The following is a 23,374-nucleotide window of genomic DNA, read 5'->3' on the forward strand; positions in this document are numbered from 1 at the left end:
CCTGTTGAACCCGGCATGTCCGGGCATACCTGCGCCCGCGCATGGCTTCTCGTCGCACGCATTCACGTGCCGCCAAAGCCGGGGCATTCATCGTCTCATGATCCTGATCAGGTCGCAAATAATGCACGGCATCATCAGGCATTGATGTCAGTGACCATCCTGATGGCAGGCGTTAACAACCGGATGAAATCCGGCGGATCCCCCTGCGCCACACGCCGATTGCCGATTTTTTGGGCACTTGCGGCGATTGTTCCGGTCCCTAGACCGAAATAGGACAGCAAGACTGTCCTATTTCATGCGCTCTATGCCAGAAACCGCCCCCCTCCGCAAGGGGCATATGAGCAAATAATAGAAGGGATTTTGCCGAACATTGCCGAAAATTTCCCGGTTTTATAATTTAATTACGACAAACGGACGTTTTCTTCATTTTGGTTTCAAACTGGTATCCTGTTGGCCTCCATAGCAGCGACCGTGATTGATCCGGCCGGCAGGTGGGTTATGGTCGCCCGAACGACGTCGATATGACCGTGAAACAGGACGATATGTGATGATTTTTTCCTCTGACAACTGGGCTGGCGCCCACCCTGCCATCGCCCAGAGCCTCGTGACCCATGCCGACGGCTACGCCTCCGCCTACGGCACCAGTGAGCTCGACCGGAAGGTGGAGAGGAAACTGTCGGAGGTTTTCGAGCGCGATGTCGCAGTCTTCTTCGTCGGCACGGGAACGGCCGCCAATTCGCTGGCGCTCGCCAGCACCAGCCGCGCCGGCGGCGTCGCGTTCTGCCACCGCGAAGCGCACGTGACGGCCGACGAGTGCGGCGCTCCGGAATTCTTCACCCATGGATCGAGGTTGAAGCCCGTCGACGGCAAACATGGCAAGATGGACGCATCGCGCCTTGAGGCGGAAATTCGCCGCTACCCGCTCGACAATGTCCATGGCGGTCAGCCGATGGCGGTCACGCTGACGCAAGCGACCGAAAGCGGCACCGTCTACGCACTCGATGAGATCGAGGCGATTGCCGCGGTCGCCAATGCACACAAGCTGCCGCTGCACATGGACGGCGCCCGCTTTGCCAATGCGCTGGTCAGCCTCGATGCCACACCGGCCGAGATGACCTGGAAGCGTGGCGTCGATCTCGTTTCCTTCGGTGGCACGAAGAACGGCTGCTGGTGCGCCGAGGCCCTTGTCCTCTTTGATCTTTCGAAGGCGCACGAGATGCATTTCCTGCGCAAGCGCTCGGCTCAGTTGTTCTCGAAATCGCGCTTCGTCTCGGCCCAGTTCGACGCCTACCTCGAAGGCGGTCTCTGGCTCGACCTCGCCCGGCATTCCAACGCCATGGCCCGGCGTCTTGCCAACGGCATCGCCGCTTCGCGCAACAGCCGGCTCGGTTGGCCGGTCGAAGCCAACGAGGTCTTCGTCATCCTGAAAAAGGACGTGGCGACGAAACTGCAGGAGCAAGGCGCCGTTTTCTACGACTGGCCGGTTCCGCACGAACTCGCCGGAAGCCTCGCGGCCGACGAGGGCCTCTATCGCCTGGTGACGAGCTTTGCGACCAAGATGGACGACGTCGATCGCTTCGTCGCAGCCTGCTGAGGCGACTGCATAATTCCTTGGATCAGGATAGATCCGAGGAGAAAATTATGCAGCAAATTCAAAGAGCCACAATACCGCGTGCCACGCGCGGTGTTGTGGCTCACGCCTGGCCCTGTAACGTCCTCACCTTCGACAAAATCTCGGTCGAGAGCGCCGCGATCAGCTTCTGGTCGGCGCCCTTGCTGGGAACCAGTACGAACTCGACATCCTCCAGCGGCGGCAAGGTGCCGGTGGGTATTTCCCGCAGGCCCTGCGGCGCCATACTGCGCGGCTGGACGAGCACGCCCATGCCCGCTTGGGCGGCGGCCGTCAGCCCGCTGAGGCTGCCGCAGGTGCAGACGATCCGCCATGGCAGCCGATGCCGGTCGAGCACCTCGAGCGCCACGCTGCGCGTGATGCTCGGCGGCGGAAAGGCGATCAACGGCAGCACCCTGTCACGCTTCACACGCTCGGGATCACGCGCCAACCAGACCAGCGGCTCGCGATAGACCAGTTCGCCGCGCGGATCGCCCAGCCGCCGCTTTGCCAGCACCAGATCGATCTCGCCACCATCCTGCATATGGTAGAGCACGCCGCTGAGTGCTACCGTCAATTCGAGCTCCACCGACGGATGGGCGCGAACGAAATCTTCGAGCACGCCCGGCAACCGGCTGGTGACGAAATCCTCCGACATGCCCAGCCGTAATCGTCCGCGCAGACTGCTTTCGGCAAACAGCGCCTTGACCTCGTCGTCGATCGCCAGCATCGAACGCGCATGGGCAAGCAGGGCCTGACCATCCGTCGTCAACGAGACCCGGTGCGTGTCGCGGGCAACGAGCTTGCGCCCGAGCGACGCCTCAAGCCTTTGAATATGTTGACTGACCGTCGACTGGCCAAGCGCCAGTCTCTCGGCCGCGAGGGTGAAGCTGCCCATCTGTTCGAGCGCAACGAAGCTGCGCAGTTGCACGAGGTCGAGCATGCATTATCCAATTTCGCGATAACTGTTATTCCTTGCATCCTGCTTCATAATGACATTTCTCGGCAAGACGTTTCTCAATCGAGCCAGTGACAGACATGGGCCGCTATCTTCCCGACACCTTCACCCTGCTCCTGCTTCTCACCGTGCTTCTGGCATCGATGCTGCCGATCCATGGCGAGGCGACGGCCTGGTTCGCCATGGCAACGAAGGTGGCGGTCGGCCTGGTCTTCTTCCTGCATGGCGCAAGATTGTCGCGCGATGTCGTCGTCGCCGGCTTCCTGCATTGGCGGCTGCATCTGGCGATCCTGGCATCGACCTTCGTGCTGTTCCCGCTGATCGGCCTCGTCGTCGGCTTCGTACCGTCATCGGTCCTGCCGCCGGCGCTCTATACCGGCATCCTCTTCCTCTGCGTCCTGCCCTCGACCGTGCAATCGTCGATCGCCTTCACGTCGGTTGCCGGCGGCAATGTCCCGGCAGCAATCTGCTCAGCGTCCGCCTCCAACATCTTCGGCATGTTCCTGACGCCGCTTCTCGTCGGTCTCCTATTTTCCGCCGGCGGCCATGGCGGTGTGTCGCTGGATGCCCTTGAGCAGATCCTGCTGCAGCTGCTGGCACCGTTCATCGCCGGTCAATTGTTGCAGCCGTGGATCGGCGGCTGGATCCGGGCGCGCAAGGGCCTGCTTGCGCCCGTCGACCGCGGTTCGATCCTCATGGTCGTCTATCTGGCCTTCAGCCAGGCCGTCACATCGGGGCTATGGCAGACCTTTTCGCTTGCCGATCTCGGGGTGCTGGTCGCGATCGAGATCGTCATGCTGGCGCTGGTACTCGCCGTCACCATGTTCGGCAGCCGCCTCTTCGGTTTCAACCGCGCCGACGAGATCGCCATTACCTTCTGCGGCTCGAAGAAGAGCCTTGCGAACCCGTCCGCCCCTAAAGCAATTCCAGGAAAAGTGTGAAACGGTTTTCCGTCCGGCATTGCGTTATTTCAATGATCTAGAACCTGTCCGGGAAGACGCGAAAACAACGATCCCAAAAAAAGGCGGCGTCCTTTCGGGCGCCGCCTCTTCAAGCTTGGGAGGGAGGGATTAGAGGTTCTGGGCCTCGATCTGCTTCGGCTGCGATGCGACCGACGTAATGTCGATCCGGCGCGGCTTGGCTGCTTCCGGGATCTCGCGGGTGAGGTCGATGTGCAGCAGGCCATTCTTCAGCGAAGCGGACTTGATCTCCACATGGTCGGCAAGCTGGAAGCGACGTTCGAAGGCGCGCTTGGCAATACCGCGATGCAGGAACTGGTTTTCTTCGGCCTTGTCCTCGCTCTTTTCGCCCTTGATTGTCAGCGTATGTTCGCGCGCTTCGATCGACAGTTCGGTTTCGTCGAAGCCGGCAACCGCCATGGTGATGCGGTAGGCGTTTTCGCCGGTGCGCTCGATGTTATAGGGCGGATAGGTCTGAGCCTGGTCAGGCTGGCCGAGGCTGTCGAGCATCGTGAAGAGGCGGTCGAAGCCGACGGTGGAGCGATAGAGGGGGGAAAAATCAACGTGACGCATGGTGTCCTCCTGGGAGCAACTGTTTGCGATGTCTGGTCTGCCACCCCATCCAGGCAGCGGCGCGACCGGTGAACGGACCCGTTATCGGCGTCCGTGAGCAAGAGATGGGAATGCGATTTCGTCAGTTCAAGGCATGCCGCCTCAAGATTCCCAAGAGGTGAATGGCGGATGAATGACAGGTTCGGCCGTGGTTCAGATCAGGGGCGTTACAAAGGCCACACTGGGAGGAAATCTCCTGGGGCTGAAGTGACATGTCCCTTCCCCTTCAGCGGCCGGAAACGGTGATCGTCCGGATTTCACCCACCGTTTCCGGCTTTTTTCTTTGACGGCGCCAAGCCCGCCGCCTATCCCTGATGATACCGATCAACGCGTCTTCAGCCTGGTTTCGTCCGTCATGACCACGATCCTCCGCTCCACACCGGATAATCCGTTACCGGACAATCACGTGGCGGGCTTCTTCGATGGAGCCGGTGGCCGCAAGATCCGCTACGCCATCTTCAAGACCAGGACGCCGGTTGCGCGCGGCACCGTGGTGCTGCTGCAGGGCCGCAACGAATCGATCGAGAAATACTTCGAGACCATCGCCGAACTCAACGCCGCCGGCCTCTGGGTCGCAACCTTCGACTGGCGCGGCCAGGCGGGCTCGGAGCGGCTCTTGCCCGAGGCCGGGCGCGGCCATGTCGAGCGCTTCTCCTATTACGAGCGCGATCTGACCACCTTCCTCGAACAGATCGTGCTGCCGGATACCCGGCTGCCGTTTTCGATTGTCGCCCACTCCATGGGCGCGCTGGTCGCGCTGTCGCTCGCGCCCATGCTTTCGAGCCGCATTGATCGCCTGGTGGTGCTTGCCCCCTTTGTCGGCCTCGGTGGCCAGATAATTGGCGAACGCAGCATCGCCAGCATGGCAACGGTGATGCGCTGGGTCGGTCTCGGGCGGCTGCCATTGCATGCCGACAAAGGCAATCGCCCCTTTGAAAACAACGTGCTGACCGCCGACCGCCGGCGCTTTGCGCGCAACCTGGCCTTGACCGAAGCCTATCCGGAATTGCGACTTGGGCCGCCGTCGGCGCGCTGGTTGACCGAAGCGTTTCGTGCAATGCGCCGCGTCGCCCGACGGGAACATCTGACCCGCATCACCCTGCCGACGATCATCCTGGCGCCGACAGCAGACCGGCTGGTGCCGCATGTCGCCGTCGAGTGGCTGGCGCGCAATTTCCGCGCCGCCCACATGATCCCGATCGACGGTGCGCGCCACGAACTGCTGCACGAGGCCGATCGTTATCGCGCCCAGGCCATGGCGGCCATTCTTGCTTTCGTCATTCCCGATAAGGACGACAAGGACGAAGGCGAAGCGGCCTGAGACAATTCAGTCTTTTGAGAAAATTCAGCCTTTGAGAATTTCCAGCGCCTGCGCATGCAGTTCGGCGCTGCCGGCAGCGATGACTTCGCCACCCATTTCCGCCGGGCCGCCCTGCCAGTTGGTGACGATGCCGCCAGCCTGCTCGATCAACGGGATAAGGCCGCCGACGTCATAGGGCTTGAGCCCGCACTCGATGACCAGGTCGACATGACCGGCCGCAAGCAGCGCGAAGGCATAGCAATCACAACCGTAGCGGAACAGCCGCACCTTGTCCTGCAGCGCCTCGAAGCGGGTCTTGTTGTCGCCGGTGTAGAGATGCGGCGAGGTCGTAAACAGCACGGCATCTGAAAGCGCGTCGCAAGTGCGGGTCGACAGCACCTTGTCGCCGTCGGGTCCACGGTAGAGCGCCTGCTTGCCGTCGGCAAAGAAGCGTTCGCCGGTAAATGGCTGATCCATCAGGCCCATCACCGCATCGCCGTTGCGATAAAGACCGATCAGCGTGCCCCAGACCGGCAGGCCGGAGATGAAGGCGCGCGTGCCATCGATCGGATCGATCACCCAGACATATTCGCGATCGAGCCCGACATTGCCATGCTCCTCGCCGAGGATACCGTGACCGGGGAAATTCTCCTCGATCAGAGCGCGGATCGCGGCCTCAGCCGACTGATCGGCCTCGGTCACCGGATCGAAACCGCCCTCGAGCTTGTTGACGACGCTCGTGCCGATGCGAAAGCGCGGCAAGGTTTCCGCCTTGGCGGCATCGGCGAGACGATCGAAAAAGGAGCGGTCGGGCAGCATGTCACTCTCTTTAGGGAAAGAAGCAGGAAGGTCCAATCTGCATAGACGAAATCTGCAGAAAGGCAAACGGCCAAGCGACCGGCTGTCAGCGATCCAAGACGGTGGGCCGTTCCGATCGTTTCAGCGCCGTCGATCCGGTGAAATTCCTTTGCCGCACTGCAAAAGTTTTCACTCTCTCAACTTGACAATTGTGCAGTGCAATATTAGGGTTTTTGTGCAGTCACTTGTGACTGTAAATACCCTCCTTGGGTGTTTCCTCCCTAGACTTAACCGCGCCACCGGCGCGGTTCTTTTTGAGGTCTACTACAGCGCCGCGCGGCTTATTGGACGCGCAAAGGTCGCTGTAGCGCTTTGAATTGCTGCATGTTTTTATCCTTAAATCGAATAGGATTTAAGGAACATGCCATAGGGAACCGACGCTACTCCGCAGCAAGCGGCAGATAGGCGCCATAATCCTCGACATGACGCGCGAGCGACGCGATGAAGCTGGTGAGATCGGCGACCAGCGCGCCGAAACCGGGCTTGCGGACCAGCGTCGTCTCATCGACATAGAGCCCGCGATTGATCTCGATCTGCAGCGCATGCAGGCCGCGGCTCGGTCGGCCGTAATGTTCGGTGATGAAACCGCCGGCATAGGGCTTGTTGCGCGCGACGGTATAGCCGAGCTCAGCCAACAGATCGACGGCCATCCTCGACAGTTCCGCCGCGGCACTGGTGCCGTAACGATCGCCGATGATGAAGTCCGGCCGCTGGGCGCTGCCCGGCAGATGCACATTGCCGGGCATCGAGTGGCAATCGATCAAGACCGACAGGCCGAACTGGACATGCGTGCGGGCGATGAGCTTGCGCAAGGTGGCGTGGTAGGGCTTGTAGATCGTCTCGATGCGCGCCAGCGCGTCTTCGACGGGGAAGCGGCCGCGATAGATTTCCATGTTCTCGGCGACAAGCCGCGGCACGGTTCCAAGGCCGCCTGCCACCCGCATCGAACTGATATTGGCATGCGGCGGCACCGGCCCGTCGAACATGCGCGGGTCGAGTTCGTAAGGCTCGCGGTTGACGTCGAGGAAGGCCCGCGGGAAATGCGCCAGCAGCATCGGCGCGCCGAGGAACGTCGCGTTCTGGAACAGCTCGTCGACATAGTGATCTTCGGAACGACGGATCGCCAGCGCATCGAGGCGGGACTGATCGAGAAAGGCCTGTGGATAAGAGCGGCCGCTATGCGGCGAGTTGAATACGAAGGGAATCCGCTGACTTGCAGGTTCCAGAACCTCAAACAGCTCCCTCTCCGTCATCTCCCCCATCGGAACCCTTTTTACCATGTGCGGTTCTTGCTGTTGCCATCATGTTGCCAGTTGGTCGGCTCTGTGTCCATAGTGCGCCCACTCCGGTTTCTGGGGAGTTGACGCGTCGCGTTCACGAGATATTTACCCCGTTGCGGTTTGGATAGAACGCCGCAATCCATACGCAATGAATAAAGAGAAGCAACGGCCGAGTTCATGACTGTGAAAATCCTTCTTGCCGAAGACGACAACGATATGCGCCGCTTCCTTGTGAAGGCGCTCGAAAAGGCTGGCTACAAGGTCATGTCCTATGACAACGGCGCCAGCGCCTACGACCGCCTTCGCGAAGAGCCCTTCTCGCTTCTCCTGACCGATATCGTCATGCCCGAGATGGACGGCATCGAGCTTGCCCGTCGGGCGACCGAACTCGATCCGGATCTCAAGGTGATGTTTATCACCGGCTTTGCCGCGGTCGCGCTGAACCCGGATTCGAAAGCTCCGAAGGACGCCAAGGTCCTGTCGAAGCCCTTCCACCTTCGCGACCTGGTCGACGAGGTCAACAAGATGCTGGCCGCCTGAGGCCAGACATTTTTTCCACAGCTGCCGCCGCCGTCCGTGACACTTGGACCGGATCGGCGCAGACTTCAGATCGACCGCCGCGATCCACAGGGATCTCCGGCGGTCTTTTTATTTCAGTGACTTACGCGCAAAGCCCGGAAATTCGGACTTCCGGCAAGCCGCCACAGGCGGCAGACGATGACGGAAAACCGCCAGCAAAATTTCAGTCAAAAAACCTTCGAAAACCCTATTGACGCGAGAGCGGGTTCTATGGTCTATGCGCCTCATCGGATGGGCGTGTAGCTCAGCGGGAGAGCACTACGTTGACATCGTAGGGGTCACAGGTTCAATCCCTGTCACGCCCACCATCCAAGTTTCTGATAAAAAGGGCTTTCGGGAAACCGGAAGCCCTTTTTACGTTTTGCTTCCAAGGTTCATCGAACCTGCGGCCGATGACGCCTAAGCGCGATATTGGAGAGGATCAGAACAGCATGGGACGATCCGTGCCGGATCATCGGCACACTGCGGATTGCGCTAAATGGAAAGCGGCATGAATCGCTACTCGTTTACCTTGACGCAAAATCGCAAAGATTGCAGTATTCAATAGGATACAACTTAATTTCAAGCAGCGTTACGTTGTTGCACACACACTACAGCGGCAGGATATACACCAACATTTTCAAATCCTTCCGACGCAGCCACGCGCAAAATCGGCCTCGCCCTTCGTGATCAGGACTATGGGCAGTCTGATCGAAAACAGTGCTCGACAAGACCTTCGGGTCTTGCCTTGCGCCTGTTTCCTTCCATCCGATCCCATGGTCCTGAACAGAGTGGATGAATTTAACAGGCCCTGACCCTTGCCATCGAATTTGTGAAACCAACGGCACGCACAGTTCTCACGGGTTGTCCAACGCCACACGAGGAGACGGTACAATGAACAGATTTTTCGTTTTCGGTCTTGGTCTTTTCTCAATGTCGACTGCACCATCTCTGGTCCAGGCGCAGGAGGAGCCGAGCTTTGATTGTTCAAAGGCCAAGAGCCAGGTCGAAAAAGTTCTTTGCTCCGGCGGAGATTCCGGAATGGGGTGGATCGATCAGACCATGGCCGACCTGTACAAGGCCGTCCGCGCTGCGCCAGGCGCGGATGCCGCCACACTGGAATCGAGCCAGCGCGCCTGGCTTGCAAAGCGAGACCATTGCAAGGGTTCGGACGAGAAGGTGATGAATTGCCTGATCGACAGCTATCGTGGCCGCTATGCCGAACTCAGCTCCGCCTATGACCAAAAACATCTCACAGGCACGTACGGGAACGCGCGCGGCGTGCTCGACAGCGTGTTGTTTCCCGATGGCAACCTCTTGGTCAACATCTCGACCGATGTCGGCGCTCCCTCCTACGACTCCTGCTCGGTAACCTTCCGTGCCCCGCTTGAAGGGGAGGCGGTGCAGCACGTTTTCACGCCTGAGGAAATCGGCGCCGACGGTCAGTGCACGGTCGACTTGAAGATCACAGGTTCCCAGATCGATGTCACTCCCAAGGATTGCCGCGTTTTCTGCGGCAACTCTGCCTCGTTCGACGGCGCCTACAAGAAACAGTAAGGCACGATCGAGAACTTGATCGATAGATGAGAGGAACGGCGATCGTGCTTCGATGAAGCCGATCGTCTGCCTACCTGTGATCTGATCAACCGGCCCACCGTGACGGCATTGCCGTGCAAGCCACCGAGTGACGGCATCGACCGCAGCGGCCGCCACTGCGCGGAATATTCGGGGTAGCTCATGGATCGGCCAGCCTCGCCGCCCTACTTTGCTCTCGCGACCTGAACGCATCCGCCCGGCAGGAGGCACGCGCCATGTCGACGGCAAAGTGCCGAGGATTCGAGAGCCCTACCGCATGTTTCGTTAGACTGTATTCGATCTAAGGATAAAACATACAGCAATTCAAAGTGTTACAGCGACCTTTGCGCGTCTAATAAGACGCGCGGCGCTGAAGTGGGAAGGAAAGGAACGGACAATGCCAGCCATCAAGAACATCGTCCTGGTCCATGGCGCCTGGGGTGACGCCTCGCATTGGCGCCACGTGATACCGCCGCTGCACGCCAAGGGCTACAATGTCGCAGCGGTCCAGAACCCGCTGACGTCACTTGCCGACGACATCGACCGGACATCGAAACTTGTGGCCGCACAGGACGGGCCGACATTGCTGGTCGGCCATTCCTATGGCGGTGCCGTGATCACCGGCGCCGGCCACGCGCCGAACGTTGCCGGCTTGGTCTATATCGCCGCTTTCGCGCCCGACGAAGGTGACAGTCTCGGCAGCATCTTCGCCCGCCGCGACGCCCCTTCCGGTGCCGGCAGTATCCGGCCTGATAAGGATGGTTTCCTCTGGCTCGACCAGGCGACGTTCCGCCAGAGCTTCGGCCAGGATCTCGGCGAGACCGAAGCGCTGGTCATGGCCGTCGCGCAGAAGCCGATTGCAGGACGCTGCTTTGAAGACAAGTCCGGCCCGCCGGCCTGGAAGGTGAAGCCCAGTTGGTATCAGGTGTCGAGCCGCGACAACATGATTCCGCCGGAAACCGAACAGTGGATGGCGGAGCGCATCAAGGCGAAGAAGACGATCACGCTTGACGCGAGCCACGCGTCGCTGGCCTCGCGTGCCCCGGAGGTCGTCGCTCTGATCGAAGAAGCGGTCGCCTCGCTCGCCTGACGTCGGGCGTCGCGCCACCGGCTGCCCCGAACGACATTTTCATTTCGGGGCAGCATCGTCTTCGCGGGACGAACACCGGCGCCGGCCAAACGTGCCGCCGTCTATCGTCCACGGGCGGCGGTCAATGGGCGACGTTCGACGCGGCCGACATCAGCTCCTCTCGGCGAGGCACGCCGAACATGTTGTGTCCGTCAGCCGTGGCCTCGGTAAAGCTCCATCGCACGATGCCATCCCGATCGAGCAGGAACTCGCCGACGAGTTGCCCTTCGCCCGTCGCGATCATGCGTTCGTCGTCATGTGTGATTTCATAGCCGTCCGCCTTGTCGAGAAACGACGAGGCCGCCCAAGGATCCATAGCGGCCGGCAGCTCGCCCGGCATGTCAACCAGCATTGCCATGACGGTTTTCTTGGCAAGTTTGTGAGGCCAATCGTCCTCATCCTCGGTGAACTGAAGATTGGGTAAGCCGAACGCGCGGTGAGAAACCCGTTCCGGATCGGACGCCGCCAGCAGATGTGGCAGCGGATGGTAGCGGAAATAAAGGCGCGCCCGGTCGATCGGCGTGTTGACGACCGTCAGGCTCTCGACACCTTTTTCGCGCAGTGCCTCGTCGAGCTGCGCCATCGCCGCGATCTGGCGTCGGCAGAAGGGGCAGTGCAGACCGCGGAACAGGCCGACCAGCACCGGCTTGCGACCGCGAAAATCGTCGATGGAAATCTGACCGTCCTGGGTGATGGCGTCGAGAACCACGTTCGGTGCCCGGTCACCGGGTTGCAACGGTCCATTGTGCTGTTCAACCATAATCTTTTCTCCTTATGCCGATCGTGGGTCACGGAGATGTGGGGAGCGCGTCTCGCGCGGTGCGCTAAACGCGACCATCGCGTCGAACGCAGAGCCGGTTTGGCGACACAAGCCTACATTTCGGGCGCCCTTTCGCGGCCAATCCTACAGCGCCGCGCGTCTTGTTAGACGCGCAAAGGTCGCTGTAGCACTTTGAATGGCTGCATGTTTTTATCCTTAAATCGAATAGGATCTAAGGAAACATGCAGTAGAACCCGAATCGTCGTGTTTACCTTCGACGGACCTGCCCTGCAGCGCCCCTAGTCGAGGAATGGCAGTATCATCAACGCTTCGGGATCAAGACCGTGCCGTGTGCATATGTCGCGAGCCGAAGCGAAGTGCCTTTCCGCACCATCGAGGTCACCAGCATCAAGGCAGAGCGTCGCCAAGCCATCATAGCACGGAAACAACAGCTGTGCCTCTCGCGTTTCGAAAGCGAGTTCGAGAGCCTCCTCATACAGACGGCGCGCGACATCCGGGCGACCGTGGCACTGATCGATCTGTCCCAGCACCAGCAACGACACCGGCAGATGATCGCGCTGATCGAGCTCGCGGTCGATCGCGATCGCCCGTTCGGCAGCCGGAATGCCGTCGGCAGCACAGCGGTCGGTGAAGGTGCAGTAGGCCACCGCCAGATTGGAAAGCAGCCGCGCCTGGAAGCTGAGGTCGCCGATACGGTGGGCCATGCCGAAGCCGAACTTGCAGACCTCGATGGCCCGCCGTGGCTCGATGATCGTGTAGAGGACGGCAAGATTGGTGTACCCCCGGCAGGCCGCATTGAGCAGGTCGGCAGCCTCCGCGACCGAGACGCTGCGCTCGATCGTTGCGATCGCCTCAGTGCCGCGGTTGAGGCGCGCCAGCGCCACCCCTTTGGTATTGAGGGCTTCCGCCGTCACCCGATCCATTTCGCGCCGAGCGTCCGGTGCTTGCGGCACCAGCGCCCCGACACGCTTCAGGGCATCGTCGGCCCAGACGATAGCGTCGGCATAGTTGCCCATGCGAAAGGCAAGGTGGCCCCGTTCCTGGGAGAGATGGGCGCTTTCGATCGGCGCATCCGCGTCTTCCAGAAGCTGGGCCGCGTTCGCGAATGCCACCAGCGCCTCGTCGCGCCGGGCCGCCTCCCACAGGAGATGTCCGTACTTGCGCTGGATGCGGGCCGCTGAGACCCGGTCGTCAGTGGCATGATAGACGTCGAGCAGGGAAGCGTAGTGCCCAGCAGCCGCGTCGCGCCGCCCGGAAGGGCCGAGCAGATCGGCAACGCGCTCGCGGGCAGCAAGCCATTCGGTCCCCTCCTCGCCAGCGGCCGCCCAGGCGGCCATGGCCTGCTTGTAGAACCGTATGGCATCATCATTCGCATAGATCGCCTGCGCGCGTTCTCCTGCCGCCATGAGATAGCGCGCGCCCTTCGACCTATCCTCCGACTGGCTGAAATGGTGGCCAAGCAACGCCATCTCCTCCAGCCTTGTCGTCTGTGCTCCATAGCGGCGCTCAAGCTGGTCGGCGACAACGGCATGTATCTCCGCACGCCGACGCAGGAGCAGGTTGTTGTAGACCACCTCCTGCAGCAGCGTCTGGGTGAAGCGGTAGGTCTGCGCGCCCTGTAAGCGTCCCTCCCGCGTCTCCTCGATAATTTCGGCATCACACAGATTGTCCAGCGCCGCATCGATCGTGGCTTCATCGCCGGCAACGACACGCAGCAAGTCGACATCAAACCGCGGGCCGATGACTGCCGCATGGTGAAGCAGTCTGCGCGACCGCGGTTGCAGTCGGTCGATCCTGCCCAAAAGCATGGCTTCGATGGTTACGGGAATATCGACGGTGGCCTCGCGCTCGACCACGCGCCAGGCGGCCCCGAAATGCTTCAGCGCATCGACTTCGATCAGGCCACGTACGATTTCCTCGATGAACAGCGGATTTCCGCTGGCGCGCGCCAGTATTCGGCCCGCCAGCCCCCGATGCAGGCCATCGGTACCGAAGAAGGCCGAAAGCAGCCTGCGCCCTTCGGTCTCGGTGAGCGGCGCGAGCCGCAACGCCGTGAGGCTCGTTCGGCCAGGCTTCAGCCGATCGACCGCCGCGTCCGGGCGCTGCGTCGTCAGCATCATCAATGGACTGCCCTCCATCCGGTCGAGGATAAAGGCGATGGCATCGAGGGACGCGGCATCGGCCCAATGCAGATCCTCGATCACCAGCAGCAGCGGCGTTCGCGACAGGCGCCGCTCGAAGATGGCTCGCACGGCCGCAAAGAGCTGGCGACGCATCTGTTCCGGCTCGACATGGCGCAAGGTTTCGTCGTGCGTTCCCATCCCCAGGATGCGAAGGAAAAGCGGCACGAGCTGTTCAAGCTTTTCGGGCGCAAAGCCGATCTCGGCAAGCCCCGCTGTGAGCAACTCTGTCGTCCGCTCCAATGTATCGAAGGTCGAGATGCCATAGGCGCCGCGCAAAACAGATGCCAGAACACCGTAGGAAGGTTCTCCGAGCGGAGAAGAGCTAGCGCGACGAACGACAACGTGCCCGAAGCGCGGATCGACGGCGACCAGCGCAAGAAATGTATCGACGAGGCGCGATTTTCCCATCCCCGCCTCCCCGGACAGACGCACCAGTTGCGCCGCCCCGTTACAGGCGAGTTCCAGGCAATCGAGCAGTCGCTTCATTTCCGCATCGCGCCCGACCAATGGTGAAGTCAGACCCAACGCCTCCAGACCTCGTGCGGCACTAGGGGCGTCAAGAACCTTGATCAGACGGTAAACCTCGATGATGCCGGCCTTGCCGCGCAATGCGGTTGCACCCAGCGCCTCGTAGGCGAAGGCATGCCGGGTCACGCGGTGTGTCACCGGTCCAACGAGAATTTCGCCGGGTCCTGCCATGGACTGCAGGCGCTGCGCGGTGTTCACGGCATCGCCAGTGACCGAATAGGATCTGCTGTCTCCAGCGCCCAGGGCGCCGGCAACCACGGTTCCGGTATTCAAGCCGATATGCAGGCTGACCGGCGCACCGATGCGATCCTGCCAGCGCTCACCGACAAGGCTGCCGCGCGCGATCATGTCGATCGCTGCACGCAGGGCCCGCTCGGCATCATCCTCATGCGCCACCGGGGCGCCAAACAGCGCGAGCAGCGCATCGCCGATGAATTTGTCGACGAAGCCGCCATAGGTTTCGACCGCCTCGGTGAGCTCTGCAAAAAGTTCGTTCTGAAACGTTTGCAGGATCTCCGGATCCATATGTTCGCCAAGGCTGGTAAACCCGCACAGATCGGCAAAAAGAATGGTTGCCGTGCGGCGGTCGGCATTTTCGTTGTCGCTCGATACCGTCAGGGATGAGTCCCGCACCGCTCTAGGCTGGGGCATCACGGCAGTGTGCCCGGACGCCAGGACCTTTGCCGCCGTCGGCTTGTCCACCGGCGTCCCACAATTCGGGCAGAAGGCGAAACCTGGCAGACAGTCCGCGCCACAGCCCGGACACAGGCTCTGCTGTTTGGCTCCGCAGCTCGGGCAAAACGAAAAACGCCCCTCGATCTCGCAACCGCACTCACGACAATTCATTAATGGCGAACCTTCGAAGAGGCCCCGTGCTCCGCATGCTATCCAGAGCCGTTTGGACAAAATGTGCACAAAACAATGAACCCGCCGGCAAGGCTTTGCAAGCAATCGCTAATTAAGATTTCAAAGACTGACAGGTTACGAACAGGACGCGCCATGGCGCCCTTGGGAGGCATTCTGCATTCCTCTCCGTCGACCAAGCGAGCCCTTGGCCGACGGAAACAAAGACCTCGAAATCAGGGGTGGGCGCGGCGGCGGGACGGCCTGCGCACGCACGACCTGCCCGCAAAGGTACCGAGATCGATGGCGGCGCCGTCCGGCGCCCGGCAAACCTCTTCGGGGTGCCGATCGCTTGCTTCGATGGCGAAATGGATCGCCGCCGCCTCATTGGTGAAGAGCCCTCCGACCAGTCCCTTGCGGTCGGAGACAACCCACCATCCATGACTATCGCGCCCGACGACGAAACGCGCGCGCGCCAGGAAGCCACACCGTACCTGCTGCATACTGCCCATGATCGAATGGTCCTCGTTGATGAAGAGTGCGGCGACTCAGCCGACAAACCAGGGGATGACCATCTGGATGGCATAGGCGAGCCCAAGCACGATACCGAGGCGGATGCCGATGCCGAGAAAGGCGTCGCGAACCACACTGTTGGAGGTGGCATAGTTATCGCTGCCCTCCGACCGGCGTCTTTGTTCCGCCTGCGCGGCAAGATGGGGAAAGCGTGACATGGTCTGTCTCCTTTGATGTGTTTGATGTGTAGCGCGCGCCGTGTCGGCCGCGCACAGCGGCAAAAGCCGTCCGATCTGCGATGATATGGAAAAGTCCGTTGATCGCCGCGACGCGGCCTCAGCTCGCAAGCGCCAGTGGCAAGCTCGGGCTGGCATGGGAGGCGCTGCGAACCTCGGCCAGCGGTTCGAGCGCTGAACGGATCTCGGCTGCCGTCTCCGGCGACACCGTCGTCAGCGGCAGCCGCACGTCGGGGCTTAAGCCTCGTGCCAGATGCAAGGCGTATTTGATCGGCCCCGGGTTGGTTTCGCGCTCGAGCGCGATAAACAGAGGTTGGAGCCGCTGATGGATGGCGACAGCCGCTTGGGCGTTGCCCGTTGTGATCGCATGATGCAACGACACCATCAGCCTCGGCACGACATTTGCGGCCACCGAAATCGTGCCGTGCCCGCCACAAAGGTTGAACGGCAGCGCCGTCTGGTCGTTGCCCGAGAAGTGGCAGAGCTGCGCCTTGATCGATGGCGACGATGCGAGAAAGCGGCCGACGTCTCCCGTCGCGTCCTTGATGCCGACGACCCCAGGCAACTGCGCCAATCGCTCGAGCGTGCGCGGCGCGATATCGACGCCGGTGCGTGAGGGCACGTTGTAGACGATGACAGGCAGATCGACCGCCCGGACCACCGCCTCGTAGTGGCGATAGATCCCGTCCTGGGAGGGCCTGCTATAGTAGGGCGCAACGATGAGGGCTGTGTCGGCGCCGAGCGCCTTAGCTTCCGCGGTCAGTTCGATCGTCGTTTCGGTAGAGTTCGTACCCGTGCCGGCGATTACAGGGATCTTCCGCTCAGTGACCTCGACGCACCGTTCGATGACTACTCTACGCTCAGTGCGGGAAAGCGTCGCCGCTTCGCCGGTCGTTCCGCAGGCGACGATGCCGGAAATGCCGTGGCGGATTTGCCATTCGACCAGCGACATCAGGCCGACGGTATCGACCTTGTCGTCCTTGAATGGCGTAACCAACGCCGTGATCGCCCCTTCGAGGCGAAGCCAATGATCGCTCATGGAAATGTCCTTCAGGTTGGAAGATGGCCGCGGCGGGTGCTGTCGCCTTCGATGGAAAGCTGATGGAAGCGGCAGCATTGCAAGAAGGCCGAAAGGATCGCCGACGCCAGATCGGCGTGGCGCACCCTGAATGTCACGCGTCCGGCACCCTCAGGCGCATAGCGAAGCGCGCAGGTCCACACCCCGCATTCATGGCTGAGGGTACGCAGGCAGAGCTTGGCTTCGGTCGAAGTCGTCAGTTGGATCACGGCATCGACCAATGCATCAGCGGCCATGAGTTTGCGGAAGCGGCGCGACGGCCAGTCTTCAGCGACCAGTTCAGTCCTGTCGCGGAGCAGCCGTACCGCCTCCCAGACGTGATGTTCACGCAGACGGCGCACCACCGCGATGCGCAGAAGCAGGAGCTTCAAGGCATCCGGCCCGCCGTCGGCGCGATCCGCTCCCTCAAAGGGGCTGATGCCGGGCTGGCGATCCGGCGTATCGGAACGATGGCGAAGGCTGAAATCGTAAAGGGTCATGATGCTCACCCGTTGTCGATGAGTGGAGGCTACCCCTGCCCCGCGTCCGGTTTCGATTGCGACTTGCATCGGCCGGCATAAGATTTTCATAAGGGGATCACGTGGCGGGTGTCCAAGGCAAGAGTACAGCGCTAGATTGGCGCAAGGGGTCGATATCCGGCCGAAATGCAGGCATTGTCGCGTCGAAATAATCTGACGCAAAAGATGACGTGCACGCAATTTTGCGCTAGGTAGCCCCTGCACTGGCGGTCGATGACCGCCACATCAGCCAATGACATTTCGTCCTTGAAGGAAAACGTCCATGCCTGCCTATCGCTCCCGCACCACCACCCACGGCCGCAACATGGCCGGCGCCCGCGGCCTTTGGCGCGCGACGGGCATGAAGGATGGCGACTTCGGCAAGCCGATTATCGCGGTGGTCAACTCCTTCACGCAGTTCGTGCCGGGCCACGTCCACCTCAAGGACCTCGGCCAGCTCGTCGCCCGCGAAATCGAAGCGGCCGGCGGCGTCGCCAAGGAATTCAACACCATCGCCGTCGATGACGGCATCGCCATGGGCCATGACGGCATGCTCTATTCGCTGCCGTCGCGCGAGATCATCGCCGACAGCGTCGAATACATGGTCAACGCCCACTGTGCCGACGCCATGGTCTGCATCTCCAACTGCGACAAGATCACGCCCGGCATGCTGATGGCGGCACTGCGCCTCAACATCCCGTCCGTCTTCGTGTCCGGCGGCCCGATGGAGGCCGGCAAGGTCGTCCTGCACGGCAAGACGCATGCGCTCGACCTGGTCGACGCCATGGTCGCTGCCGCCGACGACAACATCTCCGACGAGGACGTCAAGGTCATCGAGCGCTCGGCCTGCCCGACCTGCGGTTCCTGTTCCGGCATGTTCACCGCCAATTCGATGAACTGTCTGACGGAAGCGCTCGGCCTGTCGTTGCCGGGCAACGGCTCGACGCTCGCAACGCATGCCGACCGCAAGCGCCTGTTCGTCGAGGCTGGCCACCTGATCGTCGACATCGCCCGCCGCCATTACGAGCAGGATGACGACAGTGTGCTGCCGCGCAACGTCGCCTCGAAGCAGGCCTTTGAAAACGCCATGGCGCTCGATATCGCCATGGGTGGCTCGACCAACACCGTTCTGCACATTCTCGCCGCCGCCCATGAAGGCGAGGTCGATTTCACCATGGCCGACATCGACCGGCTGTCGCGCAAGGTTCCCTGCCTGTCCAAGGTGGCTCCGGCCAAGAGCGACGTGCACATGGAAGACGTGCACCGTGCCGGCGGCATCATGTCGATCCTCGGCGAACTAGAAAAAGGCGGGCTGATCAACCGCGATTGCCCGACGGTGCACAGCGAGACCCTCGGCCACGCCATCGACCGCTGGGACATCACGCGCACGACGAGCGAAACCGTGCGCAACTTCTTCCGCGCGGCCCCCGGTGGCATTCCGACCCAGGTCGCCTTCAGCCAGGAAGCCCGCTGGGATGAGCTCGACACCGACCGCGAAAAGGGCGTCATCCGCTCGGTCGAACATCCCTTCTCCAAGGACGGCGGCCTTGCCGTGCTCAAGGGCAACATTGCGCTCGACGGCTGCATCGTGAAGACCGCCGGCGTCGATGAGAGCATCCTGAAGTTCTCCGGTCCGGCACGGGTGTTCGAAAGCCAGGACGCATCGGTCAAGGCCATTCTCGCCAACGAGATCAAGGCCGGCGACGTCGTCGTCATCCGCTACGAAGGTCCGAAGGGCGGCCCGGGCATGCAGGAAATGCTCTATCCGACGAGCTATCTGAAGTCGAAGGGCCTTGGCAAAGCCTGCGCGCTGATCACCGACGGCCGCTTCTCCGGCGGCACCTCGGGCCTTTCGATCGGCCACGTCTCGCCGGAAGCGGCGAACGGCGGCATGATCGGCCTGGTGCGCGAAGGCGACATGATCGACATCGACATCCCCAACCGCACGATCAGCCTGCGCGTCGACGAGGCGGAACTCGCCAGCCGCCGCGCCGAACAGGACGCCAAGGGCTGGAAGCCGACCGAGGTGCGCAAGCGCAAGGTGACGACGGCCCTCAAGGCCTACGCCGCCTTTGCCACCTCCGCAGACCGCGGTGCTGTTCGCGACCTCGGCGATCTCTGAGCCGACGACGGTTAACGAGACGGAAGGCTCCCGCTCGCGGGGGCCTTTTTCATGCGCGTCGCGACCTTGCGACCACACGCGCCGCTACCAGGCTCAGCCGGCCTGTTACGCACACAATTCACCTGCTATTTTAGATTGATCTAATTTTTGTAGGGGTGGACGATGACAAACGCGGCGAACCTGCTCGGCACCTGGAAAATGCTCTCCTGGACCCGCAAGGCGGTGGTATCGGGCGAAATCAGCGATGCCATGGGTCCGGACCCCATCGGCTATCTCTCCTACCAGCCGGATGGCCGCATGACCGCGGTCGTGGTCAAGCGCAATCGACCCGTGCCGAACGGCGCAACCCCCACCGACGAGGAAAAGGTCGCACTGTTCGATTCGATGCTTGCCTATGCCGGCTCCTATACGCTCGAGGACGGCAAGGTCATCCATCATGTCGAGGCGAGCTGGAACCCGGCCTGGGGCGTTTCGGACCTGATCCGGCCGTTCATGCTGGACGGCGACCGGCTAGTGATCCACAGCGCGCCGGGCGTCGACCCAACAACCGGCGAAGAGGTCACCTATCACCTTGAGTTCCGCAAGGTTTGAAGACCGTTCCACCAGGGCCCATCGATGCAGGAGCATTGCATGACGCCCGATGCAGCAGCCTAGAGGTGGCGTGTCTCGGCCGGCGGGTGGAACCAGTTGTTGTTGCGGCCGTCCATGTACTTCACCGGCGCTTCGGCAAGCACGGCGGGATCGAGATCATCGAGCGTTGCAACATTGACGGAATAGTAGGCGCCGCCGATTTCCTCGATATAGCCATGCCCGTAGGCAGCAATGCCGCAGGTCTTGCAGAAGCGGTGATGCACGCTGTCGCTGCCGAACTGGTAGTCGGCGATATCGACTTCTTCGGCCTGCAGCCGGAACGCATCCGGCTTCACGATCGCGCCCCAGTAACGCTTCTTCCAGCAGATCGAGCAGTTGCACTTGCCCGTACCGGCGTCGAGATCGATGTCGGCCTCATAGCGGATCTTTCCGCAATGGCAGCTTCCCCGATAGGTCATTTTCATTGACTATACTCCCAGACCAAAACAGCGCCTTCTCAAGGCGCCAACATGACAACTTACTGTCATTTACCCCTCCCACAATGACAACATATTGTCAATTGCGCTCTACGATGGAATGCTGAAAGTAGGGAAAGCAGACGGACCGAGCACGATACTCAAACGATGCACCGAATTTAGAGACGCCGGATCCCCGAAGGGGCACTGGCCCAGTTGTCGTTGCGTCCGTCCGTATAGACGACGGGAGCCCCCGCCGGCGCCGAAGGGTCGAGGTCGTCAGGGCAGGCAAGATTCCCTTCGTACTATCAAAACGCTTGCGACGAGGACGCCTCCATGACAACATGCTGTCATTATTCACCATCGCGCAATGGTAGTCTCTTCCAACATGAATGACCCTGTTCGCACCCCTGCCGGCGACGCCTTCGCCCAGTTCGCCATCTCGGTGCTTCGCCTGGCCGGTCCGTTGACGGCGGCGGGCGACACGCTCGCCAAACCCTCGGGCCAGACCAGTGCGCGTTGGCAGGTGTTGGCGGCTGCAAGCCACGCACCGATGTCAGTTGCCGATGCCGCCCGCGCGCTTGGCCTTGCGCGACAGGGCGTACAGCGCATCGCCGACCTGCTCGAAGAAGAGGGCTTGATCGCCTATGGCGACAATCCGGCACACCAGCGGGCAAAGCTGATGGTACCGACGCCGCGCGGCGAGGAGGTGTTGGATGAAATCAAGGCCAGGCAGGCCGTCTGGGCGAATGCCGTTGGCGCGGAACTCGGAGAGGAGCAGTTGCAGCGAGCAACCGCATTGATCGGTGAAGCCATCGGCCTGCTGCGGGATCGCCAGGCGACGGGCTAGAAGCAGGATCGATCAGGCAAACTGCAGGAGATCGGAGCGCAGACGCTCCGGCCCGCCCTCACCGAGCCTCACGCCCACGATCGCGTGGGTCGCCTTCCAGATCGGGACAGCCCGTGCCAGCAGGCGCTCGCCCTCCGGCGTCAACCGCAGCCGACGCGACCGTCGGTCCTCTTCGTCAGCGAAAATCTCGACGAGCCTGCGCCGCTCCAGCGGCTTCAGCGCTGCCGTCAGCGTCGTGCGATCCATGGCAAGCAGCGACGCTACCGCGCCCATGTTCGGCGGCGCCGGACGATTGAGCGACATCAGCAGGGAAAACTGGCCGTTGGTAATGTCGAGCGGCCGCAAGGCATCGTCGAACTGGCGGGCGATCGCACGGGCCGCGCGCTGGACATGCAGGCACAGGCAGGTGTCCTTCACGAACAATGTGGTCTCGAACGGAATGACGGGTACTTTTGACATGACTGATTAATGTTGATATCAACGTAATTAGTCAAGTGCAACGTTGGAAGGAGGAGCGGGCATGAGACAGGATCATGCAGTCGTATCGTCGCAGGAATGGCTGAAAGCGCGAAAAGCGCTTCTGGATCTGGAAAAAGAACACACCCACCTCAGAGACAAGGTCAACGCGGCACGCCTCGCCTTGCCCTGGGTGAAGATGGAAAAATCCTACGTCTTCGACACGCCTGATGGCCAGAAGTCCCTGGCCGAACTCTTCGACGGGCGCAGCCAGCTCGTCGTCTATCACTTCATGTTCGGCCCGACCTGGGAGGCCGGCTGCCCCGGCTGCTCGTTCCTCGTCGACCATTTCGACGGCATGCTGCCGCACCTCAATCACCACGACGTGACGTTGACCGCCGTCTCCAACGCGCCCCTCTCGAAGCTCGAAGCCTACAAGAAACGCATGGGCTGGCGTTTCCCCTGGGCTTCGGCCGAGGGCAACGGCTTCAACAGCGACTTTCACGTCGCCTTCACGCCGGCCGAACTCGCTCAGGGCAAGGTCGTCTACAACTTCACCGAGACGGAAAGTGCCAACGCACACGAGGAACTGCCCGGCCTCAGCGCCTTTCAGAAGACCGACGACGGCACCGTCTACCACACCTATTCCACCTATGCCCGCGGGCTTGAGGAAATGGTCGGCACGCTGATGCTTCTCGACCGCGCGCCGAAGGGACGAAACGAGGAGGGCACACAGGGTTTCGTGCGCCGCCATGACGAATATGGCGATATGCCCAGACGCAAAGCCGGCTAAGCCTCCCGGCAACTGCGCCCGGAACGGAACCTTTCGGCACCGGGCGCGTTTCTTTTCGCTTGTATCTCTGATCCACTCGTATCTCTGATCGATTTTCACGCGTCCCGGGGAGAGGAAGCTTCGGTGAAGGCAGAACCGGAAGAAGCGCATCGCTGGCTCGAGCAACTGCTCGGCGATTGGCAGGTGCGCACATCCGGCGCGCCGGAAACAGGCACCCCATGGACAGAGCATGTTCGCAGCCTTCAGGGGCTCTGGGCGGTCTGCGAAGGCCAGGGCACGATGCCAGACGGCAGCTTCGGCCAGACCTTGATGACACTTGGCTACAGCCCCGAAACCGGACGCTTCGTTGGAACCTGGGTCGGCTCGATGATGACCCACATGTGGATCTATGACGGCGAACTCGAACCTGACGGGCTGACGCTGTCGCTCTATTGCGATGGCCCGGACTTCGACGCTCCAGGAAGGAAGGCCAGGTATCGCGACGCCATAACCATGGCCAATCCCGGCGCCTGTTGACGGCCCATGTCAGGACGGTTGAGGGGGCCTGGAAGGAACTGATGACGGCGGAGTACAGCCGCCTCTGACGGGGATTTAAAACACATCGCTTGGC

21 protein-coding genes, 1 tRNA gene and 2 pseudogenes are annotated in these 23,374 nt (G+C 61.5%); 12 read left to right on the forward strand and 12 right to left on the reverse strand.

Annotation, left to right across the window (positions count from 1 at the left end; all coding sequences use genetic code 11):
* Nucleotides 1-547: 547 nt before the first annotated feature.
* Complete coding sequence (locus ASD03_RS30675; protein WP_057205649.1) at nt 548-1,594, forward strand: low specificity L-threonine aldolase; 1,047 nt, start codon at nt 548-550, stop codon at nt 1,592-1,594.
* Nucleotides 1,595-1,694: 100 nt separating this feature from the next.
* Here ASD03_RS30675 and ASD03_RS30680 read toward each other — a convergent pair whose 3' ends face one another.
* Nucleotides 1,695-2,552 (reverse strand): LysR substrate-binding domain-containing protein, encoded by an 858-nt coding sequence (locus ASD03_RS30680; protein ID WP_057217950.1) that lies wholly within the window; start codon nt 2,550-2,552, stop codon nt 1,695-1,697.
* A 95-nt stretch (nt 2,553-2,647) separates the two neighbouring features.
* Between ASD03_RS30680 and ASD03_RS30685 the strand changes: the two are divergent.
* Nucleotides 2,648-3,472: pseudogene (locus tag ASD03_RS30685) on the forward strand (bile acid:sodium symporter family protein); the annotation flags it as partial.
* Between the two features lie 165 nt (nt 3,473-3,637).
* Here the strand turns inward: ASD03_RS30685 and ASD03_RS30690 are convergent.
* Nucleotides 3,638-4,099 carry an Hsp20 family protein gene (locus ASD03_RS30690; protein WP_025424819.1) on the reverse strand — a complete coding sequence of 154 codons (462 nt, stop codon included), beginning with the start codon at nt 4,097-4,099 and terminating at the stop codon, nt 3,638-3,640.
* Between the two features lie 394 nt (nt 4,100-4,493).
* Here ASD03_RS30690 and ASD03_RS30695 point away from each other — a divergent pair, with 394 nt between their 5' ends.
* Nucleotides 4,494-5,459 carry an alpha/beta hydrolase gene (locus ASD03_RS30695; protein WP_057217952.1) on the forward strand — a complete coding sequence of 322 codons (966 nt, stop codon included), beginning with the start codon at nt 4,494-4,496 and terminating at the stop codon, nt 5,457-5,459.
* A 24-nt stretch (nt 5,460-5,483) separates the two neighbouring features.
* On the opposite strand, the gene hisN is transcribed toward ASD03_RS30695, so the two are convergent.
* Nucleotides 5,484-6,257: a histidinol-phosphatase gene (hisN, locus tag ASD03_RS30700; protein ID WP_057205640.1), complete on the reverse strand. Its 774-nt coding sequence runs from the start codon at nt 6,255-6,257 to the stop codon at nt 5,484-5,486.
* Nucleotides 6,258-6,676: 419 nt separating this feature from the next.
* The gene (locus tag ASD03_RS30705) at nt 6,677-7,558 is read right to left on the reverse strand and encodes an N-formylglutamate amidohydrolase (protein WP_025424822.1); all 882 of its coding nucleotides are present in this window, start codon (nt 7,556-7,558) and stop codon (nt 6,677-6,679) included.
* Between the two features lie 195 nt (nt 7,559-7,753).
* Between ASD03_RS30705 and cpdR1 the strand changes: the two genes are divergently transcribed.
* The 4 genes from cpdR1 to ASD03_RS30725 all read left to right on the forward strand — a co-directional run bounded on the left by cpdR1 (nt 7,754) and on the right by ASD03_RS30725 (nt 10,799).
* Complete coding sequence (gene cpdR1, locus ASD03_RS30710; protein WP_025424823.1) at nt 7,754-8,116, forward strand: response regulator CpdR1; 363 nt, start codon at nt 7,754-7,756, stop codon at nt 8,114-8,116.
* Nucleotides 8,117-8,388: 272 nt separating this feature from the next.
* Nucleotides 8,389-8,463: transfer RNA gene (locus tag ASD03_RS30715), tRNA-Val, on the forward strand.
* A 565-nt stretch (nt 8,464-9,028) separates the two neighbouring features.
* Entirely contained in the window at nt 9,029-9,691 is a 663-nt protein-coding gene (locus tag ASD03_RS30720) for a lysozyme inhibitor LprI family protein (protein ID WP_057205638.1), read from the forward strand.
* Nucleotides 9,692-10,106: 415 nt separating this feature from the next.
* Nucleotides 10,107-10,799: an alpha/beta hydrolase gene (locus ASD03_RS30725; RefSeq protein WP_057205636.1), complete on the forward strand. Its 693-nt coding sequence runs from the start codon at nt 10,107-10,109 to the stop codon at nt 10,797-10,799.
* Nucleotides 10,800-10,920: 121 nt separating this feature from the next.
* On the opposite strand, the gene ASD03_RS30730 is transcribed toward ASD03_RS30725, so the two are convergent.
* The 6 genes from ASD03_RS30730 to ASD03_RS30755 all read right to left on the reverse strand — a co-directional run bounded on the left by ASD03_RS30730 (nt 10,921) and on the right by ASD03_RS30755 (nt 17,479).
* On the reverse strand, nt 10,921-11,598 hold the full coding sequence (locus ASD03_RS30730) for a peroxiredoxin-like family protein (RefSeq protein WP_025424826.1): 678 nt from the start codon (nt 11,596-11,598) through the stop codon (nt 10,921-10,923).
* Nucleotides 11,599-11,897: 299 nt separating this feature from the next.
* Complete coding sequence (locus tag ASD03_RS30735) at nt 11,898-15,176, reverse strand: adenylate/guanylate cyclase domain-containing protein (protein ID WP_057217954.1); 3,279 nt, start codon at nt 15,174-15,176, stop codon at nt 11,898-11,900.
* Nucleotides 15,177-15,409: 233 nt separating this feature from the next.
* Nucleotides 15,410-15,685 (reverse strand): hypothetical protein, encoded by a 276-nt coding sequence (locus ASD03_RS30740; protein ID WP_057217956.1) that lies wholly within the window; start codon nt 15,683-15,685, stop codon nt 15,410-15,412.
* A gap of 36 nt (nt 15,686-15,721) precedes the next feature.
* Nucleotides 15,722-15,904, reverse strand: coding sequence for a hypothetical protein (locus tag ASD03_RS30745; protein WP_025424829.1), 183 nt, complete (start codon nt 15,902-15,904; stop codon nt 15,722-15,724).
* A gap of 118 nt (nt 15,905-16,022) precedes the next feature.
* On the reverse strand, nt 16,023-16,961 hold the full coding sequence (gene dapA / locus ASD03_RS30750; protein ID WP_057217958.1) for a 4-hydroxy-tetrahydrodipicolinate synthase: 939 nt from the start codon (nt 16,959-16,961) through the stop codon (nt 16,023-16,025).
* Nucleotides 16,962-16,972: 11 nt separating this feature from the next.
* A complete protein-coding gene (locus ASD03_RS30755; protein ID WP_057217960.1) occupies nt 16,973-17,479 on the reverse strand; it encodes a hypothetical protein in 507 nt (168 codons plus the stop codon).
* Nucleotides 17,480-17,780: 301 nt separating this feature from the next.
* On the opposite strand from ASD03_RS30755, the gene ilvD reads away from it, so the two are divergent.
* Nucleotides 17,781-19,619, forward strand: coding sequence for a dihydroxy-acid dehydratase (gene ilvD, locus ASD03_RS30760; RefSeq protein ID WP_057217962.1), 1,839 nt, complete (start codon nt 17,781-17,783; stop codon nt 19,617-19,619).
* Nucleotides 19,620-19,781: 162 nt separating this feature from the next.
* Nucleotides 19,782-20,210 carry a lipocalin-like domain-containing protein gene (locus ASD03_RS30765; RefSeq protein ID WP_025424833.1) on the forward strand — a complete coding sequence of 143 codons (429 nt, stop codon included), beginning with the start codon at nt 19,782-19,784 and terminating at the stop codon, nt 20,208-20,210.
* Between the two features lie 59 nt (nt 20,211-20,269).
* Here ASD03_RS30765 and ASD03_RS30770 read toward each other — a convergent pair whose 3' ends face one another.
* Nucleotides 20,270-20,674: a GFA family protein gene (locus tag ASD03_RS30770; protein WP_025424834.1), complete on the reverse strand. Its 405-nt coding sequence runs from the start codon at nt 20,672-20,674 to the stop codon at nt 20,270-20,272.
* Nucleotides 20,675-21,053: 379 nt separating this feature from the next.
* Here ASD03_RS30770 and ASD03_RS30775 point away from each other — a divergent pair, with 379 nt between their 5' ends.
* Entirely contained in the window at nt 21,054-21,515 is a 462-nt protein-coding gene (locus tag ASD03_RS30775) for a MarR family winged helix-turn-helix transcriptional regulator (protein WP_025424835.1), read from the forward strand.
* Nucleotides 21,516-21,527: 12 nt separating this feature from the next.
* On the opposite strand, the gene ASD03_RS30780 is transcribed toward ASD03_RS30775, so the two are convergent.
* A complete protein-coding gene (locus ASD03_RS30780; protein WP_025424836.1) occupies nt 21,528-21,974 on the reverse strand; it encodes a MarR family transcriptional regulator in 447 nt (148 codons plus the stop codon).
* A gap of 61 nt (nt 21,975-22,035) precedes the next feature.
* Between ASD03_RS30780 and ASD03_RS30785 the strand changes: the two genes are divergently transcribed.
* Complete coding sequence (locus tag ASD03_RS30785) at nt 22,036-22,764, forward strand: thioredoxin family protein (RefSeq protein WP_025424837.1); 729 nt, start codon at nt 22,036-22,038, stop codon at nt 22,762-22,764.
* 123 nt (nt 22,765-22,887) lie between these two features.
* Nucleotides 22,888-23,348: pseudogene (locus ASD03_RS30790) on the forward strand (DUF1579 domain-containing protein).
* Nucleotides 23,349-23,374: the final 26 nt, after the last annotated feature.

The organism is Ensifer sp. Root127 (assembly GCF_001425225.1).
GTDB lineage: Bacteria > Pseudomonadota > Alphaproteobacteria > Rhizobiales > Rhizobiaceae > Ensifer > Ensifer canadensis.

What these genes read in the sequence shown, in the direction of transcription:
- ASD03_RS30775 (WP_025424835.1), top strand. Translation starts at nt 21,054, where the DNA reads ATGAATGACCCTGTTCGCACCCCTGCCGGCGACGCCTTCGCCCAGTTC.
- ASD03_RS30770 (WP_025424834.1), bottom strand. Translation starts at nt 20,674, where the DNA reads ATGAAAATGACCTATCGGGGAAGCTGCCATTGCGGAAAGATCCGCTAT.
- ASD03_RS30725 (WP_057205636.1), top strand. Translation starts at nt 10,107, where the DNA reads ATGCCAGCCATCAAGAACATCGTCCTGGTCCATGGCGCCTGGGGTGAC.
- ASD03_RS30675 (WP_057205649.1), top strand. Translation starts at nt 548, where the DNA reads ATGATTTTTTCCTCTGACAACTGGGCTGGCGCCCACCCTGCCATCGCC.
- ASD03_RS30785 (WP_025424837.1), top strand. Translation starts at nt 22,036, where the DNA reads ATGAGACAGGATCATGCAGTCGTATCGTCGCAGGAATGGCTGAAAGCG.
- cpdR1 (WP_025424823.1), top strand. Translation starts at nt 7,754, where the DNA reads ATGACTGTGAAAATCCTTCTTGCCGAAGACGACAACGATATGCGCCGC.
- ASD03_RS30730 (WP_025424826.1), bottom strand. Translation starts at nt 11,598, where the DNA reads ATGGTTGAACAGCACAATGGACCGTTGCAACCCGGTGACCGGGCACCG.
- hisN (WP_057205640.1), bottom strand. Translation starts at nt 6,257, where the DNA reads ATGCTGCCCGACCGCTCCTTTTTCGATCGTCTCGCCGATGCCGCCAAG.
- ilvD (WP_057217962.1), top strand. Translation starts at nt 17,781, where the DNA reads ATGCCTGCCTATCGCTCCCGCACCACCACCCACGGCCGCAACATGGCC.
- ASD03_RS30765 (WP_025424833.1), top strand. Translation starts at nt 19,782, where the DNA reads ATGACAAACGCGGCGAACCTGCTCGGCACCTGGAAAATGCTCTCCTGG.
- ASD03_RS30735 (WP_057217954.1), bottom strand. Translation starts at nt 15,176, where the DNA reads ATGAATTGTCGTGAGTGCGGTTGCGAGATCGAGGGGCGTTTTTCGTTT.
- ASD03_RS30720 (WP_057205638.1), top strand. Translation starts at nt 9,029, where the DNA reads ATGAACAGATTTTTCGTTTTCGGTCTTGGTCTTTTCTCAATGTCGACT.
- ASD03_RS30695 (WP_057217952.1), top strand. Translation starts at nt 4,494, where the DNA reads ATGACCACGATCCTCCGCTCCACACCGGATAATCCGTTACCGGACAAT.
- ASD03_RS30780 (WP_025424836.1), bottom strand. Translation starts at nt 21,974, where the DNA reads ATGTCAAAAGTACCCGTCATTCCGTTCGAGACCACATTGTTCGTGAAG.
- dapA (WP_057217958.1), bottom strand. Translation starts at nt 16,961, where the DNA reads ATGAGCGATCATTGGCTTCGCCTCGAAGGGGCGATCACGGCGTTGGTT.
- ASD03_RS30705 (WP_025424822.1), bottom strand. Translation starts at nt 7,558, where the DNA reads ATGGGGGAGATGACGGAGAGGGAGCTGTTTGAGGTTCTGGAACCTGCA.
- ASD03_RS30690 (WP_025424819.1), bottom strand. Translation starts at nt 4,099, where the DNA reads ATGCGTCACGTTGATTTTTCCCCCCTCTATCGCTCCACCGTCGGCTTC.
- ASD03_RS30680 (WP_057217950.1), bottom strand. Translation starts at nt 2,552, where the DNA reads ATGCTCGACCTCGTGCAACTGCGCAGCTTCGTTGCGCTCGAACAGATG.
- ASD03_RS30740 (WP_057217956.1), bottom strand. Translation starts at nt 15,685, where the DNA reads ATGGGCAGTATGCAGCAGGTACGGTGTGGCTTCCTGGCGCGCGCGCGT.
- ASD03_RS30745 (WP_025424829.1), bottom strand. Translation starts at nt 15,904, where the DNA reads ATGTCACGCTTTCCCCATCTTGCCGCGCAGGCGGAACAAAGACGCCGG.
- ASD03_RS30755 (WP_057217960.1), bottom strand. Translation starts at nt 17,479, where the DNA reads ATGACCCTTTACGATTTCAGCCTTCGCCATCGTTCCGATACGCCGGAT.